Origin of the sequence: Salinicoccus hispanicus (assembly GCF_009831115.1) — a bacterium.
Taxonomy (GTDB): Bacteria; Bacillota; Bacilli; order Staphylococcales; family Salinicoccaceae; genus Salinicoccus; species Salinicoccus hispanicus.
In genome coordinates, this window is record NZ_WUUK01000002.1 from 506323 (window position 1) to 523753 (window position 17431).

The 17431-nt window shown below is 46.8% G+C and carries 19 protein-coding genes and 1 riboswitch; of the genes, 8 read left to right on the top strand and 11 right to left on the bottom strand.

The window, feature by feature from the left end; all coding sequences use genetic code 11:
- Positions 1-40 precede the first annotated feature (40 nt).
- Positions 41-1135 carry an iron-siderophore ABC transporter substrate-binding protein gene (locus GQ671_RS07380; RefSeq protein WP_160654911.1) on the bottom strand — a complete coding sequence of 365 codons (1095 nt, stop codon included), beginning with the start codon at positions 1133-1135 and terminating at the stop codon, positions 41-43.
- Positions 1136-1425: 290 nt separating this feature from the next.
- A complete protein-coding gene (locus GQ671_RS07385) occupies positions 1426-2088 on the bottom strand; it encodes a DUF1028 domain-containing protein (RefSeq protein WP_160654914.1) in 663 nt (220 codons plus the stop codon).
- A 154-nt stretch (positions 2089-2242) separates the two neighbouring features.
- Here GQ671_RS07385 and GQ671_RS07390 point away from each other — a divergent pair, with 154 nt between their 5' ends.
- The gene (locus GQ671_RS07390) at positions 2243-3025 is read left to right on the top strand and encodes a glucose 1-dehydrogenase (RefSeq protein WP_160654917.1); all 783 of its coding nucleotides are present in this window, start codon (positions 2243-2245) and stop codon (positions 3023-3025) included.
- A 67-nt stretch (positions 3026-3092) separates the two neighbouring features.
- Here GQ671_RS07390 and GQ671_RS07395 read toward each other — a convergent pair whose 3' ends face one another.
- A complete protein-coding gene (locus tag GQ671_RS07395; RefSeq protein ID WP_160654920.1) occupies positions 3093-3953 on the bottom strand; it encodes a PPK2 family polyphosphate kinase in 861 nt (286 codons plus the stop codon).
- Between the two features lie 181 nt (positions 3954-4134).
- On the opposite strand from GQ671_RS07395, the gene ric reads away from it, so the two are divergent.
- Positions 4135-4827 carry an iron-sulfur cluster repair di-iron protein gene (ric, locus tag GQ671_RS07400; protein ID WP_160654923.1) on the top strand — a complete coding sequence of 231 codons (693 nt, stop codon included), beginning with the start codon at positions 4135-4137 and terminating at the stop codon, positions 4825-4827.
- Positions 4828-4888: 61 nt separating this feature from the next.
- Positions 4889-5047 carry a hypothetical protein gene (locus tag GQ671_RS07405; RefSeq protein ID WP_160654926.1) on the top strand — a complete coding sequence of 53 codons (159 nt, stop codon included), beginning with the start codon at positions 4889-4891 and terminating at the stop codon, positions 5045-5047.
- A 38-nt stretch (positions 5048-5085) separates the two neighbouring features.
- Here the strand turns inward: GQ671_RS07405 and GQ671_RS07410 are convergent, their stop codons facing one another.
- From GQ671_RS07410 to GQ671_RS07440, 7 genes are all read right to left on the bottom strand, one after another.
- Complete coding sequence (locus GQ671_RS07410; protein ID WP_211364897.1) at positions 5086-5475, bottom strand: hypothetical protein; 390 nt, start codon at positions 5473-5475, stop codon at positions 5086-5088.
- 10 nt (positions 5476-5485) lie between these two features.
- Positions 5486-5980: a hypothetical protein gene (locus tag GQ671_RS07415; RefSeq protein ID WP_160654940.1), complete on the bottom strand. Its 495-nt coding sequence runs from the start codon at positions 5978-5980 to the stop codon at positions 5486-5488.
- A gap of 22 nt (positions 5981-6002) precedes the next feature.
- Positions 6003-6203 (bottom strand): helix-turn-helix transcriptional regulator, encoded by a 201-nt coding sequence (locus GQ671_RS07420; protein ID WP_160654944.1) that lies wholly within the window; start codon positions 6201-6203, stop codon positions 6003-6005.
- A gap of 178 nt (positions 6204-6381) precedes the next feature.
- On the bottom strand, positions 6382-7710 hold the full coding sequence (locus GQ671_RS07425; protein WP_160654948.1) for a copper amine oxidase: 1329 nt from the start codon (positions 7708-7710) through the stop codon (positions 6382-6384).
- A 118-nt stretch (positions 7711-7828) separates the two neighbouring features.
- Positions 7829-8554: an anti-sigma factor gene (locus GQ671_RS07430; RefSeq protein WP_160654951.1), complete on the bottom strand. Its 726-nt coding sequence runs from the start codon at positions 8552-8554 to the stop codon at positions 7829-7831.
- Positions 8554-9123 (bottom strand): RNA polymerase sigma factor, encoded by a 570-nt coding sequence (locus GQ671_RS07435; RefSeq protein ID WP_160654953.1) that lies wholly within the window; start codon positions 9121-9123, stop codon positions 8554-8556. Before GQ671_RS07435 ends, GQ671_RS07430 begins: the two co-directional genes overlap by 1 nt.
- 96 nt (positions 9124-9219) lie before the next feature.
- Entirely contained in the window at positions 9220-9918 is a 699-nt protein-coding gene (locus GQ671_RS07440; RefSeq protein ID WP_160654956.1) for a class F sortase, read from the bottom strand.
- 645 nt (positions 9919-10563) lie between these two features.
- Between GQ671_RS07440 and GQ671_RS07445 the strand changes: the two genes are divergently transcribed.
- The 3 genes from GQ671_RS07445 (at position 10564) to GQ671_RS07455 (ending at position 13129) form a co-directional block, all read left to right on the top strand.
- Positions 10564-11085 carry a DUF1572 family protein gene (locus GQ671_RS07445; protein ID WP_160654959.1) on the top strand — a complete coding sequence of 174 codons (522 nt, stop codon included), beginning with the start codon at positions 10564-10566 and terminating at the stop codon, positions 11083-11085.
- Between the two features lie 43 nt (positions 11086-11128).
- Positions 11129-12403 (top strand): MFS transporter, encoded by a 1275-nt coding sequence (locus GQ671_RS07450; RefSeq protein ID WP_160654962.1) that lies wholly within the window; start codon positions 11129-11131, stop codon positions 12401-12403.
- 66 nt (positions 12404-12469) lie between these two features.
- Positions 12470-13129: an O-methyltransferase gene (locus tag GQ671_RS07455; protein WP_160654965.1), complete on the top strand. Its 660-nt coding sequence runs from the start codon at positions 12470-12472 to the stop codon at positions 13127-13129.
- A 43-nt stretch (positions 13130-13172) separates the two neighbouring features.
- Here GQ671_RS07455 and GQ671_RS07460 read toward each other — a convergent pair whose 3' ends face one another.
- The gene (locus GQ671_RS07460) at positions 13173-13763 is read right to left on the bottom strand and encodes a YkoF family thiamine/hydroxymethylpyrimidine-binding protein (protein ID WP_160654968.1); all 591 of its coding nucleotides are present in this window, start codon (positions 13761-13763) and stop codon (positions 13173-13175) included.
- Between the two features lie 77 nt (positions 13764-13840).
- Positions 13841-13940: riboswitch (TPP riboswitch) on the bottom strand.
- A 183-nt stretch (positions 13941-14123) separates the two neighbouring features.
- Here GQ671_RS07460 and GQ671_RS07465 point away from each other — a divergent pair.
- Both GQ671_RS07465 and GQ671_RS07470 read left to right on the top strand, forming a co-directional pair.
- The gene (locus GQ671_RS07465) at positions 14124-15767 is read left to right on the top strand and encodes a poly(glycerol-phosphate) alpha-glucosyltransferase (RefSeq protein ID WP_160654971.1); all 1644 of its coding nucleotides are present in this window, start codon (positions 14124-14126) and stop codon (positions 15765-15767) included.
- A gap of 126 nt (positions 15768-15893) precedes the next feature.
- Positions 15894-17431 (top strand): adhesive domain-containing protein (locus tag GQ671_RS07470; RefSeq protein ID WP_246153191.1); only part of this gene is annotated, 1538 nt, incomplete at its 3' end.

Sequence of the window (17431 nt, forward strand, 5' to 3'; positions counted from 1 at the left end):
CGGAACATGTGTCTTCCGTTTTCGTATCAGGGGGAGGACGCTACTCGGCGGCCTTGTCAACTGCTTCACCAATCAGTTCCAGATACTCATCAATGGTATATGAAATGGAGAGTGGGTTCGGTGTGCCGGCAGCAACAATCGGAGAATCACTTTCAATGAAGGCGACCGATCCTCTCCTGATGGCAGGTATTTCGCCAAGGAGTGGATCATTCTGCAATGTTTCAAGCATTTCTGATTCACCATATCCGATGAGTATATCTGCATCGGAGAGTGCCTGGGCATTTTCACTGCTCAAGTTGAGTGAATAGCTCTCAGGGTCTTCAATGAGATCTGTAACACTCTCAGGGAAGGTCAATCCCATTTCATTCAGGAACTTCACTCTGGAATCTGCTGGTGTGTAGATGTGCAGCTGTGACAGGTCATCCCCGGAGAAGTTGGTCCAGACCATTTTTTTGCCGTCAATCTGAGGGTACTCTGCGAGTTTTTCTTCGACGAGTGTTTCAGTTTCTTCAATCAGCTGCTGTCCTTCCTCTTCCATGCCCATGCCTCTGGCATTCATCGTCACCTGTTCGCGCCATGATGTTGCCCATGCTGCTTCAGGGTAGGCGACAACCGGTGCGATTTCAGTCAAAAGATCGTAGTCTTCCTGTGTAATACCGGAGTAGGCTGCAAGAATGACATCCGGGTTGGAATCGGAAATGGCTTCGAAATCAAGTCCATCCGTATCCTGGAAGACATTCGGATCTTCGACACCCAGTTCATCGAGCTTCTCTTTCGTCCATGGAAGGAGGCCGCTGTCATCCTGTACACCGAAGTTGGCAGCTGAGAATCCAACCGGCTCTACTCCCAAGGCAAGTGCGACATCCTGGTTGCCCCACTGGACGGTCGCCACACGTTCAGGTTTTTCTTCGATTACTGTTTCGCCAAAAGCATGCTCGATTGTAAGCGGGTAACCGGCGCTTTCGTCCGTTGATGCTTCAGTGCTCTCTTCTGTGTTTTCTTCATTTGAAGCGCTATCAGAGCCTGCTTCCTCGGTGGAAGCTGCTTCTTCCTGGCTGGAGCAACCTACGATGAATACGAATATCAATGCAAATACAATCAGTGGTAGAAATGGTCGTTTACCGATTCTGTTCATTCTATTCTTCCTTTCAGATCTATGATTGAGTGATAACTGCTGGGTAGCCGCTGTCCTCCTCGTCAATATGTACTTGTCTTCGCTCAATTGAAAATGATTCTCATTACCAATTAACCTTAATCTATAGTTTTCCTAATCGTCTGTCAAGTGTGTTTGTAGTAACTTATAGCAAAAGTTTAAACATTTCTGAATAGAGATAAAATATGTATGCAAGGTACATGTAAATAAGGATTCAAATGAAAAACCACCATGTCAGATGGTGGTTTGAAGGTCAGGCTTTTTCATAGTATTCAATTGCCGTTGTGTTTTTTCGGCATTTCCGGCATGAATGGAAAGAGCTGCTTTTTCGCCACTTCGTATATGCGCGTCAGTTCCGCTACCGGATCTTCATGCTCATCCACGCGGAGATCCACAAGCGGGTAGTCCTCCGTATCGTAGACTTTGAGAGATGCAGACTGCTTGCCGCGCTTATCGCCACCTGCTTTCTGTCCTGCCTGAAGGGCACGGAGCAGCCTTTCCGAAAGTTCCAGATCTGAATGGATGACAAACGTCCGCTGCATATCCGTCAGTGTTTTCTCATTGACGAGCATGTTGCCGGCCACGACAAAACCATCTCCTTCGAAATGATTATAGTACCCTTCGCACTGATTGCCTGAGAAAGCTGCAGTATTACCATCGGCATCCACAATCGCAAACTGTCTGAACTCGAGATCCTGTTCTTCAGAGATGATTTTGTCCTTCGCCTCCTCGGCGCCCATTCCCAAGCTGAGATACTCCAGACCTCTGATACCGATATACGGATTGACAAACGACTGGGTCGCGATCGCACCAGTTCCTGACTTTACAAACGGAACCAGCATGCCGACAGCCGGCAGCTTTGTTGAGACCGCAACCCCCAGCTGTCCTGTTTTCGGACACCTGGCCGTAATGGAGAAAGTATTGAATTCTATCATGGAATAACCACCCTTTACGCGTTTATTTTTCTGCTTACCTCCAATCTACATGAAATGATGACAAGTGCCAATCAGTTTACTTTTTGTAACTTTTAATCTAACGTAATGAATGAAACCGCATCCCTGTGGTTACACAACTCTAGGAGGTCATACAATGGGAAGATTACAGAACAAGATCATTCTGATTACTGGCGGCGCAAGCGGACTGGGACAGGCCGCAGCCATCCGTGCAGCAGAAGAAGGCGCAAAACTGTCACTCGTCGATCTGAATGCAGAAACACTTGAAGAAACGCAGAAAATCATCAAAGATAACGTATCCGATGCCGAGGTACTGATGATCACTGCCGATGTTTCAGATGAAGCAGCTGTAAAGAACTATGTTGATCAGACGGTATCCGAGTTCGGACGCATTGATGGATTCTTCAATAACGCCGGTATTGAAGGCAAGCAGAATCTGACAGAGAACTATGGCAGCGATGAATTCTGCAAAGTGGTCGGCATCAACCTGAACGGAGTATTCTTTGGTATGAAATACGTCCTTGAAGTGATGAAGCGACAGGGATCAGGATCCATCGTCAACACAGCATCAGTTGGCGGTATCCGCGGTGTCGGCAACCAGTCAGGCTATGCAGCAAGCAAGCACGGTGTCGTCGGCCTGACACGAAACTCTGCAGTGGAATACGGAGAATTCGGCCTCAGCATCAACGCGATTGCACCGGGTGCCATCATGACCGCAATGGTCGAAGGATCCCTGCGTCAGATGGGTGGAGACAATTGGGAGGAAGCCGGCAAGGAATTCGTCAGCGTCAATCCGATGAAACGCTTCGGCAAGCCAGAAGAAGTGGCAGCCCTCGTCTCCTTCCTGCTCAGTCAGGAATCCCAGTTCATCAATGGTGCAACGATTCCGATTGATGGCGGACAGTCCTATAAATATTAGAGAAAAATAAGTAGAAGCAATCAAGCCCGATTCCTGAAGTGGAGTCGGGTTTTTTCATTTCTGGCTTCTATTCACTTTCAAGTCTCTTGATATATTCTTCCAGTTTCTCTTTATCTTCCCCGGTCATTTCCGGGTATTTCGGGTCCAGTCTTTCTAGCAGATCGACCATAATTTCATTGACGAGGCGGCGGCTGTGCCACTCGTCATCTGCGGGGAGGACATACCACGGCGCGTAATCGGTGGCTGTCTCGTTCAGCATTTCTTCGAATACTTTCTGGTAATCATCCCAGTACTCACGCTCTTCGACATCGGAAAAGGAGAACTCCCACTGCTTATCCGGATCTTTCATCCGCTCAAGCAGACGTTCTTTCTGCTCATGCTTCGACATATTGAAGAAGAACTTGACGATATGGAAGTTGTTTTCGTGAAGATACTTTTCGTAATTTCTAATCTGCTCGAAACGGAATGGCCAGATTGTGTTTTCATCTGTACCTTCGGGATAATCTCCTTCAAGAAGTACATCATGAATGCGGGGAGCGATGACTTCCTCGTAATGGGAACGGTTCAGAATACCGACTTCACCCCGGGCGGGGAGGGCATCATGCAGCCGCCATAAATAGTCGTGCTTCATCTCTTCCTCCGTCGGTTTGCCCAAAGTCGTCGTCTTCAGACCCTGGGGATTCAGGTTGGAAAATATATAACTGATGGATTCATCCTTCCCGGCAGCATCAAGTGCCTGCAGTACAACAAGTACACCATGCTTCTCCTCGGCGTTCATTCTAAGATGAAGATCCTTAAGCCTATCCACCAGTGGCGGGATGATTTCATCTCTGATCTTTTCGTTGTCATGGGATTTATTTTCAGTCGTCGGGTAGTCGTTCAGGTTTATTCTTTCATTTCCTGTTATCTTATAGCGATTCAGATTCATCTGCATCCGCTCCTTTGTAGAGTTGTACCCATGGCAGATCCATTTAAACGCAAAGTGCATGTAATATGGGCACGGTGTCACTAAATGTTCAATTATTCACATTTAAGTCTTGATTCAAAGCATTTGATATGTGATACATTGAACATGTATAAAAAATATATGTTTAAACGGGAGTGTTAATATGACTGCAGTCAGTGAGAAGATGTGGGTCAGTGATATCGTCAAGGAAGTTCCCAAAAGCGCAGATATTTTCAGAAGAAACAGGATTGACTACTGTTGTGGCGGCAGAATGCCGCTCGGAGAAGCCGTTGAAGCACGAGGACTCGACCTTGAGAGTGTGATGGAGGAAATAAACAGCATCGACCAGCATGAAGGCGGTGGCCTTGATGTGAGATACCTGGATGAGGCGGGTATCATCACTTTCATTCAGAACAGGTATCATCAGGAATTATTAAACGAACTTTCGGCACTTACGCCGTATGTGACAAAGCTTGCCAGAAAGCATGGACCGGGTGAGCCCCACCTCGTCAGACTTCAGGAGCTATACCGAACTTTGAAGAATGAAATGATCGCACATACGGAAGATGAGGATAGGCATGTATTTCCACTGATCATCGAATTTATGAAGGACCCGGCTTCTGGTCTTGTCGAGACAGTAAAACCGCATGTCGATGGGCTCGAAGCCGATCATGAAGCAGTCGGGGACATACTGAAGGAAATGCGGGATATTACAGATGATTTCACACCGCATGAAGCAGCCTGCGGAACCTATCAGCTGGTCTATGCAAGACTCGAAAAGATTGAGAAGGATACATTTGACCACGTCCATCTTGAAAACAATGTATTGTTTGAAAGAGTGAAAAGCGCAATGTAGATCATAATTCATTTGTTGTAATATTCAGTTAATGATATGATGATTAAAAGGGGTGTGATGAATGAGTAGACACTACACTGGGCGAGACGACTATCTGGTGGAATATCGTAAAAACGACTATGAACCCTTGCAGCTGAACGTTCAAAGAAAACCTGACACGATCATCGAGTTTGCACTCTGGGGAGTGTGGACTTTCGTCAAACACCTGATCATCCGCTAAAGACAGTAAAAGGGAAGGCATCCAGGATGCCTTCCCTTTTACTGTACGGCGGCTTTCTGATTTCTGCGGTACGTGAAGAACGTGCTTACCACTGCAGTCCCCATCGCGAACCAGAAAACGGTTGAACCTGGATAGAAACCGATATGCGATTCGCCACCGAATTGATTCAGTACTACAATCAGGGACAGAATGTACATCTCGAAGAGCAGAACAAACTGCCATGACTCCTGTCTTTTTACGCCGGTTTCCATAAATTCAACATGGTTGGCGATACTGCCTATAATGGCAATGATAATGAGCAGTACGAAAGCGACTGCCTGGCTTCCGATCGTTGAGATGGGCAGACCTGAAAAGTGATCCAGGACAATCATGAATGTAACGATAAGTACAAGCATCGCGGCAAGTATTCTGTGGATATTGATGAACATCATCCCCTTATCACTCTTCCATTTTGCGGAAACGTCTGACGCGCATTTCACCTGATACAATATTAACAAAAATCAGAATAATTGTGAATGAGATGATACTACTGATGAACATCAGAAAGTCAAAGCTGAAACTGCGATCGATGAGGCTTCTGACCAGCATTTCCACTATAGTGATGAAAATCGCACCGGCAATGGATTCCATCAGGTAGATGCCAAATCTTCCGGAGAAGCGTCCTTTCTTGTAGGGCAGTTCTTTTCTCGCTATTGGCGAGTAGATCAGATCATCGGTTTCATTTCTGAATGCAATGACGTTGAATATGATAATCGACAGCATGACGAAGTAAAGATCATTCTGTACCATATTCGTTTCCCAGATTTCCATTGCGACAAGCAGCATGCGGATAATCATATATCCCCACATGAGCAGCAGAGTGATCAGGGCGGCATCTCCGGCCGCCTTTCTTTTGCGTTCATCTCCTATGAAGCGGTCAAACAGCTTTTCCATGAATATCTCCATCCTTTGCCATTTATTCTTCTTCCCAAAATAGTTCATCCAATGTGCAGCCGAGTGCTTTGCATATTTTGATGCACAATGCGAGTGAAGGATTGTATTCTCCTTTTTCGATCAGATTGATGGTCTGCCGGCTGACGCCTGTCTTTAGAGCCAGATCCTTTTGTGTGAAATCATGGGCGGCACGCGCACTTTTCATTTTCAAGTTCTTTGCCATGACATCACCTTTCCTTTTAGAGTGTATTATATTGTTCTAAAAGTACAATATATATTACCTTTAATAAGTATATAGACGAAATATGTAGATGTAAACATTTTTGGATACTAAAACAGCCAGCCCCTGGAGGAAGGGCTGGCTGATGGTTCAATCTATTGGTATGGGTTGGAACGCTTGATTATTGGTTTCTTGCTCTAAGTCTGAACAGTACAGCTGAGAGCAGTGCGATACCGGCAATGATGCTGATCAACAGTGCATTGTTCTGTTCTGGTGCCATTGCGGTATTCGGCATTTCTTCAGGCATTTCGGACATGAACATATCCGGCATCTGCGTTACAATTGCACCTGACAGGCCTTCACTTGTCATGAACATGTGGTGATATGCTTCACGTGTCTGTTCGTAGGCTACCTGGTAGTCACCGCTGGAATAGGCATCGAATGCACCAATCAGCTGGTTGACGTGCATCTGCAGTCCTTCAGCGAGATCTTCACTTGGAAGATTGCCTTCGGTTGCAGTTTCCATGAATTTGGAGAATTCTTCTTTATACATATTCAAGTTGTTGAGCGCTTCTTCCTGTGCAGCAGTATCTTCTTCAGCTGTTGCTGTTACATAGTCGACGAAGTAGCCGATATGCTCAGCCCACATTGCATCAAACTGCTGTCCGGCTTCCTCGCCGTAGACGCCTGATACTGCTTCCGTCAGATCGGCCGTGTTGTTGCTCAATGCTTGAGCCGATGCTTCAAAGTCTTCTGCACCATCAATGCCGTTCTGCATCGCCATTGCTGCAAGTCCAGCGTGCTCACTGAACAGGTAGTTCAGGTCGGAACGCAGATCTGCGGCTTTCGTTGCTGGATCCGTGTTATTGAATTCTTCAGGGAACTGGTCAGCAATTGCTGTAGATAGTCCTTTACTTACCATATACATGTGGTGGATGGCTTCTCTTTCGTATGCATATGCTGTTTCATAATCGCCCATGACGTAAGCGTCAAATGCGCCGATCAGCTGATTGACGTGCATCTGGAGACCATCTGCTAGAGCGCCTGCTTCAAGGCGTTCATCCGTTGCACCTTCAAGGAACATGGAGAAATCTTCGCGGTACTGTGACAGTTCATTCAGCGCGGTTTCCTTGGCAGCTTCATCCTCTGCAGCTGTTGCGTTCACATAGTCGACGAAGTAGCCGATATGTTCACTCCACATTGTTTTGAACTGCTGTCCGGCTTCTTCGCCGTAGACAGAACCGATTGTGCTGGAAAGTTCGTCGGTGTTCATACTTAGTGCAGCGGCACTATCTTCGAAATCTTCGGCACCGTCAGCACCTTTTCTCATCGTTTCGACTGCGAGGAAGGCGTGTTCACTCAGCAGGTGGTCCAATGTCGATCTGAGATCAGCAGCTTCGGTATCCACCGTCACCATCGTCTCTTCATGGGTATCTGCCTGTGCAAGACCCGCGTTCGTCGCGAGCAGGGCGGCTGCTGTTGGTACGATCAGCAATTTCTTGAAATTCATCCAAAATCACACTCCTTTGTTTTGTTTACACCCTGTATACGTGAGTGGATTTGATTTGGATCACTATTTTTCTAAAAAAATAAAAAAACCGTTCCGGAAATTTCCGGAACGATATGATTTAGAACTCTGCCGACATGACGATATCGCCTTCGGGCAGCTGGTTATGCGGAGATGGTTCGACAGTGATTGCCACCATGTCCCAATCGATTTCGGTTTCCTCATCCAGATTGAAGACGACGTAGCCCTGACCTTCTTCATTCGGTACAAGCGTACCGGCACGATAAGGCTCTCCTTCTCTCAATAGCCATACTTGATAGACTTCATCTTCATTGAGGTTGGTGAAATTCGTCGCCTCGAGAACGAGCGTCTGTCCTTCTTCACTTTCGTGCATCGCGACCTTGGCGTCCATATCAAGCGTTTCGGAAGCGGGGGAGAGTGAAATTGCGCTTTCTTCTTCAAGCAGCACTTGTGCCAGATCTCTGGTCTCTTCCCGCCCAGCAAGCATATAGACGTTACCGATTACAGAAAGCAGCAGCGCAGCTGCCACGGCCATGAATGGCACTCTGAATGACCTTTGCTTTTTCTTCATTGGTTGTACTTTTTGGTCGGATTGCGGTGTTTCTTCGGAGAATACATTGCCAAGTACACGATTCTTCATGCCTTCCGGGGGATCGACAAGTGGAATCGCTTCTATAAGTTCAGCGTTCAGCGCCTCCCATTCCGCCAGTTCTTCCTGACATGAATCGCATGTTTTGAGGTGCTGTCGGAATGCTTCTTTTTCCTCTGGCTCCAGCTGGTCGTTGTAGTAGTCGATCAGCAGGTCGCAAGCTTCTTTATGATTCATCAATTGTCCCCCCCTTTCTTTACGGTTTCAATATTTTTCTTCAGATGGGTCAGCGCCAGACGGATCCGGCTTTTCACGGTGCCGAGCGGCAGATCAAGCGATTTGGCAATCTGCGAGTGGGAGCAGGCTCTGAAATAGAACAAATTGATGATGCGCTGCTGTTCACGGCTCAAACCATCCATTGCACTCTGGATCATCGCCTTGTCTTCGCCGGCTTCGACAGCTGCTTCGACAGACGAACTCTGTGCGTTTTGCGCAGGATCGACATCATCCCGCTCATCGTATTCATATGTCTGTATTTTCTGCCGTCTCAGAACATCGATGGTGGCATTTCTTGTCATGGTGATCAACCAGGTGGAAAGCTTGCCTTTGCTCGGATCGTACCCCCCTTTTTTGTGCCATACCTTCATGAACACATCCTGTACGATCTCTTCAGACATTTCTCTATTCGATGTCATTTTAAAAGCATAGGAAAAAAGCAGTTTTTCATATTTCATATAGAGCGATTCAAGTGCGTTCCGATCCCCGGATTGAATCTGCTCATACAGTTCCGCCTCTGTTTGCGTCATAGTATTCTCCTTTGTTTGAAGTCTTCATACTATTATATACATAGAAAGGAGAGTTCGTGAATAAGGAATAAAAAAGAAAGCTGAGACACATGAAGTCTAGCTTTCCTGCGAGGTTACCAGTTCAGTATAGACGACCCAGCGGTTCGGTGTCCCACCGACATCATAATTGTAGGGTCCTTCACAAGTAATCAGGTTCAGAAGGCTGCGCTGCGAATAACCGAATATCTTTTCCACTGGTGCTTCGTCGGCGTCGAACAGCTGCTTGTCGTACACTTCGAATGTCAGCTGGTCGCCGGATTCTCCATGAACGATGATCTCATCTCCAGGCTCAAGTGTATGAAGCTGCTTGAAGACACCGGGGTTGACCGTGTCATCGACATGGCCTGCGATGACCGAATTGCCTCGAGCCCCGACTTCATATCCCCGCTCGAACCAGGACGTATCATGCAGTGACTCCGGTACCGCCATCTCACCATTATCAAGCAGACCCAGGTGCTTGACGGATGCATCGACATCGATGGCTGGAATTTCGATCCTCTCAGGGATGAGACCTGCGCGTTCATCTTTTATGATTTCAACCCGTTCTTCAGGCGGTATCGGTTCACTGGAGTTATTTTCCTCGGTCTCTGATTCCTTCGTCTGCTGCGGCTCTTCCGATGATTCTGCTTCCTCACTGGATTCATCAGAAACCGTGGCATCAGAAGCTACATTGTCCTCCGGACTGGTCTCATCGTTTTCCGCCTGACTACCACAGGCGGCGAGCAGAAATATCATCAGAAATAACAAATATCGCATGGAACCCTCTCCTTTTCATATCATCATCCTTTATTTGTACAGTATACGCAGGATAGGCATGATCGGATCACATTTTGAAATGAAATTGTTCCGTTCAGGTGAACAATTTGTGTCCAACATGCACTGAGCGTTTGGGTCAGTGTAGATTGGAGGCCTAACATGCACTGAGTGATTGGGTCAGTGTAGATTGGAGGCCTAACGTGCACTGAGCATTTGGGTCAGTGTAGATTGGCGGTCTAACGTGCACTGAGTGATTGAGTCAGTGTAAGTTGGAGGCCTAACGTACACTGAGTGATTGGGTCAATGTAAATTGGAGGTCTAACGTACACTGAGTGGTTGAGTCAGTGTAAGTTGGAGGCCTAACGTACACTGAGTGATTGGGTCAATGTAAATTGGAGGCCTAACGTACACTGAGTGATTGGTTCAATGTAAATTGGAGGCCTAACATGCACTGAGTGATTGGGTCAATGTAAATTGGAGGCCTAACATGCACTGAGTGATTAGGTCAGTGCAAATTGGGCACTATATCGATCTTCGTCGCCATTAAAAGTGTCAATAAACCTCGAGGAACATCATTTCATTGGCATACTAGCATAAATAATCTATATTTAAATAGACAGTTTCTACAAATAAGGGGAGAGACATATGAAATTTGAACAGGAATATCTCAATGTCATCAAATCAAGGTTCCGGGAAATAAAGCGTCTCGGCGATCGTACATTGGAACAGTTGTCTGAAGCGGATCTTCATTGGCAGTATAATGAAGATACGAATACAATTGCGATTCTGGTCAAGCATCTCAGAGGAAATATGCATTCTCGCTGGACGGATGTTTTCACAACAGATGGTGAGAAGCCAAATCGCCATCGGGATGGTGAATTCGAGGATGACCTGCAGACAATTGAAGGTGTAAGTGATGCGTGGGAGGAGGGATGGCAGCTGTTCCTGACCACACTGGAAAGTTTCGATGCTGAAGATTTGCTGAGGACACAGAAGATCCGGGGAGAAGACCATACAATACTGGAGGCACTCGAACGTCAGCATACGCATTATGCCTCCCACATCGGGCAGATGATGTTCATCGGCAAGCAGGTCAAAGGTTCCGACTGGCAGTCATTGAGCATTCCGAAAGGACAGTCCGAACAGTATTTGAAACACGGAAAATAAGGGGCGCCATGGGCGCCTCTTCATTATATAGAGGAGAAATCAGATGAAAAGAAATGAACAGCACCTCGATATATACATAACGGATCCTGAAAAAAAGCAGAAGCTGTATCGGCGGACACTTTTTATCGTCGTGCTGTCACAAATTTTCGGTGGGGCAGGGCTGGCAGCTGGCATAACCGTCGGCGCACTTCTGGCACAGGACATGCTTGGCACGGAATCACTGGCTGGCCTGCCGGTCGGTTTATTTACGCTCGGTTCTGCACTTGCAGCATTACTTATAGGTAGGCTTTCACAAAATAAAGGACGCCGGACGGGTCTGGCTGCCGGTTTCATGACAGGGGGACTTGGTGCAGCAGGTGTGGTTATAGCTGCAATCATAAGCAGTCCGGCACTGCTCTTCATTTCCTTATTCATCTACGGCGCCGGGACGGCAACGAATCTGCAGGCGCGCTATGCTGGAACGGATCTCGCCGAGAAACGTCAGCGTGCAACTGCGGTCAGCATCGCAATGGTCAGTACCACCTTTGGTGCGGTCGCTGGACCGAACCTGGTTGAAGTGATGGGTATATTCGCCCGTAGCGTCGGAGTGCCGGAACTGGCAGGTCCATTCATACTTGCATCAGCCGCCTTCTTCATGGCCGGCATTGTGCTGCTGATTTTCCTGCGTCCGGATCCCTTCAAGGTGGCACAGCGGCTTGAAGTGGAGCGTCAGCGGACGAACGCCGCGGATGATACAGAACGGATATCAAACTACCGCAATGGCATCGTGCTTGCTGCGCTCATCATGGTCGTCACCCAGATTGTGATGGTTTCTGTCATGACCATGACGCCGGTGCATATGGGCCATCATGGCCATGATCTTGGTGCTGTGGGCATGGTCATCGGATTCCACGTGGCGGGCATGTATCTGCCATCTCTTTTTACAGGCATACTGATCGATAGAATCGGCAGGGTGGCGATGACGATCGCAGCAGCAGTGATCCTGCTCATCTCAGGCATCGTTGCAGCAACTGCACCAGGGGAGTCACTCGCAATGATGATTCTGTCACTGACGCTGCTCGGTATCGGCTGGAACCTTGGTCTGATCAGCGGCACCACGATTCTCGTCGATGCGACAGTCCCGGCGTCCCGCGCCCGTATCCAAGGCACAGTGGATGTTCTTATCGCACTGTCCGGAGCAGCGGGCGGCGCCCTATCCGGCATGGTCGTTGCTGGTGCGAGTTTCGGATCGCTTTCACTCACTGGAGGCATCCTCTCCCTGATTCTTATTCCTGCGCTTTATCTGATACGGCCACAAAAAGTTGAAGGTTCGCCATAATTTATAGTTTCCTATCACTATCATTCCGGGTAAGGATACAGAAATAGATTGATGGAGGTTTCTTAAATGGAAGAAACGTGGCGGGCAGTGGATGAATATTTTGCAGACAGACTGGTGATGACGGATGATACGATGGAGCATATTCTGAAGAAGAACGAGGAAGCGGACATGCCGACAATTGAAGTGTCACGCGCACATGGCAAGATGCTTCATCTCATGGCCAAAATGACGCAGGCCAAAACGATTCTTGAAATCGGTACTCATGGCGGTTTCAGCACCGTCTGGCTGGCGCGTGCATTACCTGAGGAAGGCCGCATGGCGACACTTGAAGTAAATCCAAAGCATGCCGAAATGGCCAGGGAGAACCTGGAGTCTGCAGGTGTAGAAGACAAGGTCGAAGTCATCGAAGGCGAGGCACTGTCAACGCTCCCGGTGCTTCTTGAAAAGGGCTATCCCCGATTTGATTTCATCTTCATTGATGCTGATAAAGAGAACAATGCCGAGTACCTGAACTGGGCGTTGAAACTGTCGAAGAAGGGCGCCATCATCATCGTGGATAACGTGGTACGCCGTGGCAAAATCATTGAAGACACAGAGGAAAAAGCCGTTCCGCATATCAGGCGCATGTTCGACCAGCTGGCGGAGGATGACCGTATCGAAACAACTGCAGTACAGACCGTTGGCCAGAAAGGATACGATGGATTTCTGATGGGCGTTGTAAAATAGAGAAAATCTGGGTGATTAGTCACCCAGATTTTTTGTCGTGCATCTATTTTTTGCTTGAAGGACTATTCGCCGAAATGGTGAATGTCATCGTCGTATGGCTGACCACTTCCTGCACCTTGGTGAAAGCCTCTTCCATCGCTTTATATATATCATTCACTTCCCCGTCCAACCGGGTAGAATAGTGGCTCGGGCTGACTTCCACACCGCGCGCTTTCGACAGGTCGATTTGTTCGTAAATGACATCCATATAGTTGCTGGTGTTCATCGGGTAGAGGGCGAACTTACAGCCAGCCTTCTGACTAATATCAGAAACGTTCGCCTCATTCATACGCTCAGCAGTCGCGTCCATATACGTATCACCGGAGGAATCTCCAGGGCAGCCGATTGAAAATGTACCACTCATCTCCACATGCTTTCCGGTTTTCACCGCATGCATATAGACCGCTTTGACCACATCGAATACATGCTCGAGCCGTCCGCGCACACACGTGGTTACATCATCCGTGTCGCGCCAGACTTTCGACATGTCTACCGTATCCAGTGACCCTAATATGACGTCAACAAAATCATCACTCATCACACTCAAGTTGAACTGGCAGCCCGCAATCCTTTCTGTTCCACATTCCATTGCCATACATCATACCTCCATAATATTATTGAAAATAAAAAACTGCACTTCCCGAGGGAGTGCAGCAGATGTATAGAAGATTTCGTATACGCGCCGCACTTTCCCACGCTGGTGTTATCCAGATCGGGTGTTGAGGGTCCGGAATCTCCGTCTCAGCCTGTGACAGCGCCCCTAGTGCAAATCGGTATGCAGTTTTCATTTCATTTCCAATGATAATGACTATTGGAAAAATTGTAAAGTTGTAAGTCGGAGTCTGATGATAATGGCAGCCGATGATTATTTTACAATTTTTACTCATTATGCATATAATAGGGCATACAAGTAACTAAAGATTCAGACTATATATCAGTGGAAAGAGGTAGAGCAATGAACATTCGATTAATAGAGGATTTACGCAACAGGAAGGATCTTTTGACCTCTGACTGGATTATCATATCTTTAGGATTCAAGAATAGAAGAGCGCATGTCTTCAAGGTGAAGAACAATAATTTTTTCCAAAAGAAGATCAACGATGAAATGAAGAAATTATCCGATCTTGGACATTCGACCGAGTGGCTCAAAGCCGACTTCATCGTTTCGGAAGAAGAGGCGCCTTTTTCGGAAGTGCTGGATGACATGCAGCAGACACGCCGCAACTACATCGATTATGGTATTGCCTACGACAAAAACTACAGTCTGGCTTTTCTGCCAGAAGAAATCAATGCGAATGCTTTCGTCAGACCGGTTCCAAACGATAAGGATAAGAAGATGTTTGTCAGTGAAAAAAATATCAATACATATCTAAAAAAATATAAGGCATACAAAGGCATTTATTTCCACAAGAAATATTTGAACAAGTCGGTGATCCGGTTTCAGACGAAAGGCTTTCTCGTTGAAGTCGACAAGATGTTCGAGCTGAACTCCGGCGGTAATATGCATGGCATCAGGAAAATTGGCGGCCATCAGAAAAAGTCCGAGTACCGCAGGCTGATACAGACCGCAACAAACTATCTGAAAGATCAGATAGATACGGACGGCAGATATGAATACGGCAAGTTCCCCCACTTCGATAAGCGGATCGCGTTCTATAATGTGCTCAGGCACACTTCCACAACATACTCGCTGCTCGAAGGAATCGAGTTTCTAAACGATAAAAAAGGTATCGAATGGGCCAAACTTACCATCGACTACCTGCTTGATAATTATCTTTATATTGATCCTGAAGAACCGGAGTCTGCATATATATTTGACGATACTAACAATATCAATGAAGTCAAACTGGGCCAGAATGGTGTCGCACTCATAACACTGACCAAGTATATGATGATGACCGGTAGTGATGAGTATATGGGTGTGGCCAGAAAGATCGCCAATGGTACTCTGCGCATGATCGGAGAGGATGGGGACACCGTCCACGTGCTGAACTACCCGAATCTGACGGTGAAGGAAGAAAAGCGTGTCATCTACTATGACGGGGAAGCGGCATTTGGACTGATGAGACTGTATCAGATGGATGAGAATCCCAAATGGCTCGAAACCGTTGAACTTCTTTTCGACCATTTCATCGCCAATGACTACTGGAAAAATTCCGACCACTGGCTCAGCTACTGCACATATGAGCTGACAAAGGTGAAACCTGAAGAAGAGTATTTTGTATTTGGACTGAAAAATGTATCCAGACGTCTCGATTTCATCTATCAGAGAGAAACGACATTCCCGACATTTCTTGAAATGCTGATGGCCGGTTACAAAATGGTCGAGCTGATGAAAGAAAAAGGGATGAATGATCTGATAGGAGAACACCTGAATAAAGACAAGTTTGAAAAGACGATCGAAAAACGTGTCGATTACCAGAGAACCGGCTACTTCTATCCCGAAATTGCCATGTATTTTAAGAATCCGGGTAGTATTTTAGGCAGTTTCTTCATCAAGCATCACGGCTACCGTGTCAGAATCGACGATATCCAGCATTATATTTCCGGATATATACAATACATGGAATTTTATAAAAATAATAAAAAAGTTACTTAATTTGACACATTTTCCTTGGAAGTCTGTTAGTATATGAGATGTACATTAATCATTTACACAATAAGTGATTAATGTATACTTTTAGTAAGTTAATGACTGAATATTCATATTATGAGGAGGAAGAAAATGTCCCGTAAGCATAGTAAGAAGAAAATCAATAATTATGATTACAAGAAGGCATTCAAACGCAAGTCCGACCTTTCCTTTAGGAAAAAAGCAGGTATGGCCTTTGTAGCCGCAAATCTGCTGATCGCTCCTGCTGCTGGTACATACCTCGGCGAAAATCTAGGACAGAGTAACGTAGCAGAAGCTGCCTCACTCGCAGAAGTGCAATTATTATCAGATGTAAATATAAATGCTGACCTTCAGGATAGTGGAAACCCTGACTTTTATAACTTGAACCTCCAGCTGACAGGAACTGGTCTTGCCGACTTGGAACTGGTAAATCCTGATCGTTCTGTTGTATTTTACGCAGAAGAGTTGGCAGGACAGCTTTCCAACAATGGTCCGGCAGATGTCACTGTCGAAATCTTACCGATTGTTCTGGAAGAAGATCTACCAGCGCTTTCCAATTCAATTGCTGGTGTTACCGGATCTGTCAATGACCTGGTTGCAGGCTTGACCACTACTCTGGATAATACCATCAACGGTACTAGTTTAGCAGGACTCGTCCAAGTAGAAGGTCTAGACGAACTGGGTACTGCTCTTGAGAGCTTGAATAACCTTGATGCGGCATTGCAGGATCTTACCCAGTATAATGGGCAGGCTGAAGTTGTTATAAATGGTGATGGCTCTGTAGTCGTAACCTTTGAGGACGGCCTTGGCAATCATGTAGAAGCTGCCGTAGAAAATGTCGTTCAATCAGCACTTAACGATGTTCTGACAGCAGTGGACAACGTTAACGTAACCTTGTTGGACTCCTCTCCTCTCTTAAGTGGCATACTGGAAACCCTGGTTATCAACCCAATAGTTAATCCTCTGGTTTCTGGTGTCACTAGTACTGTTAACGGTCTTCAGCAAGATCTGACTAGTGGAGCAATTGATATAAGCAATGAACTAGCAGGTGTTCAGGTAGTTGGAAACACTACTGTTAACGCGAACGTACTTGTTAATCGCCCTGCTGGTATTGAAGGAGATGTCGTAGTTCAAGGTGCAGGCATCACCACATCTGTCATTGATGCAGAGCTTCTGAGCTCGTTACAAAGTTCGGATGTGATTACTTTTGACGAAGATGCTACAGCACCAGTCCTTGACTCTGCCGACATCACAGGCAACAGCACAGACGGCTATGCAGTCACTGGAACAGGCGCTGAACCGGGCGACGATGTGATTGTCTCCGATGCTGATGGCAATCAGATTGGCACAAGCATCATCGCTGAAGACGGCACTTACGCTGTGGATGTTGCGGCAGATGCCGTTGTTCCTGGTGAAGTCCTGACAGTACAGGCAATCGATGATGCGGGTAATGTAAGTGAGCCGCTGCCAGTGACCGTACCGGAAGATGTCGATGATGTAGTTCCAGTTCTTGACTCGGCTGACATCACAGGCAACAGCACAGACGGCTATGCAGTCACTGGAACAGGCGCTGAACCGGGCGACGATGTGGTTGTCTCCGATGCTGACGGCAATCAGGTTGGCACAGGCATCATCGCTGAAGACGGCAC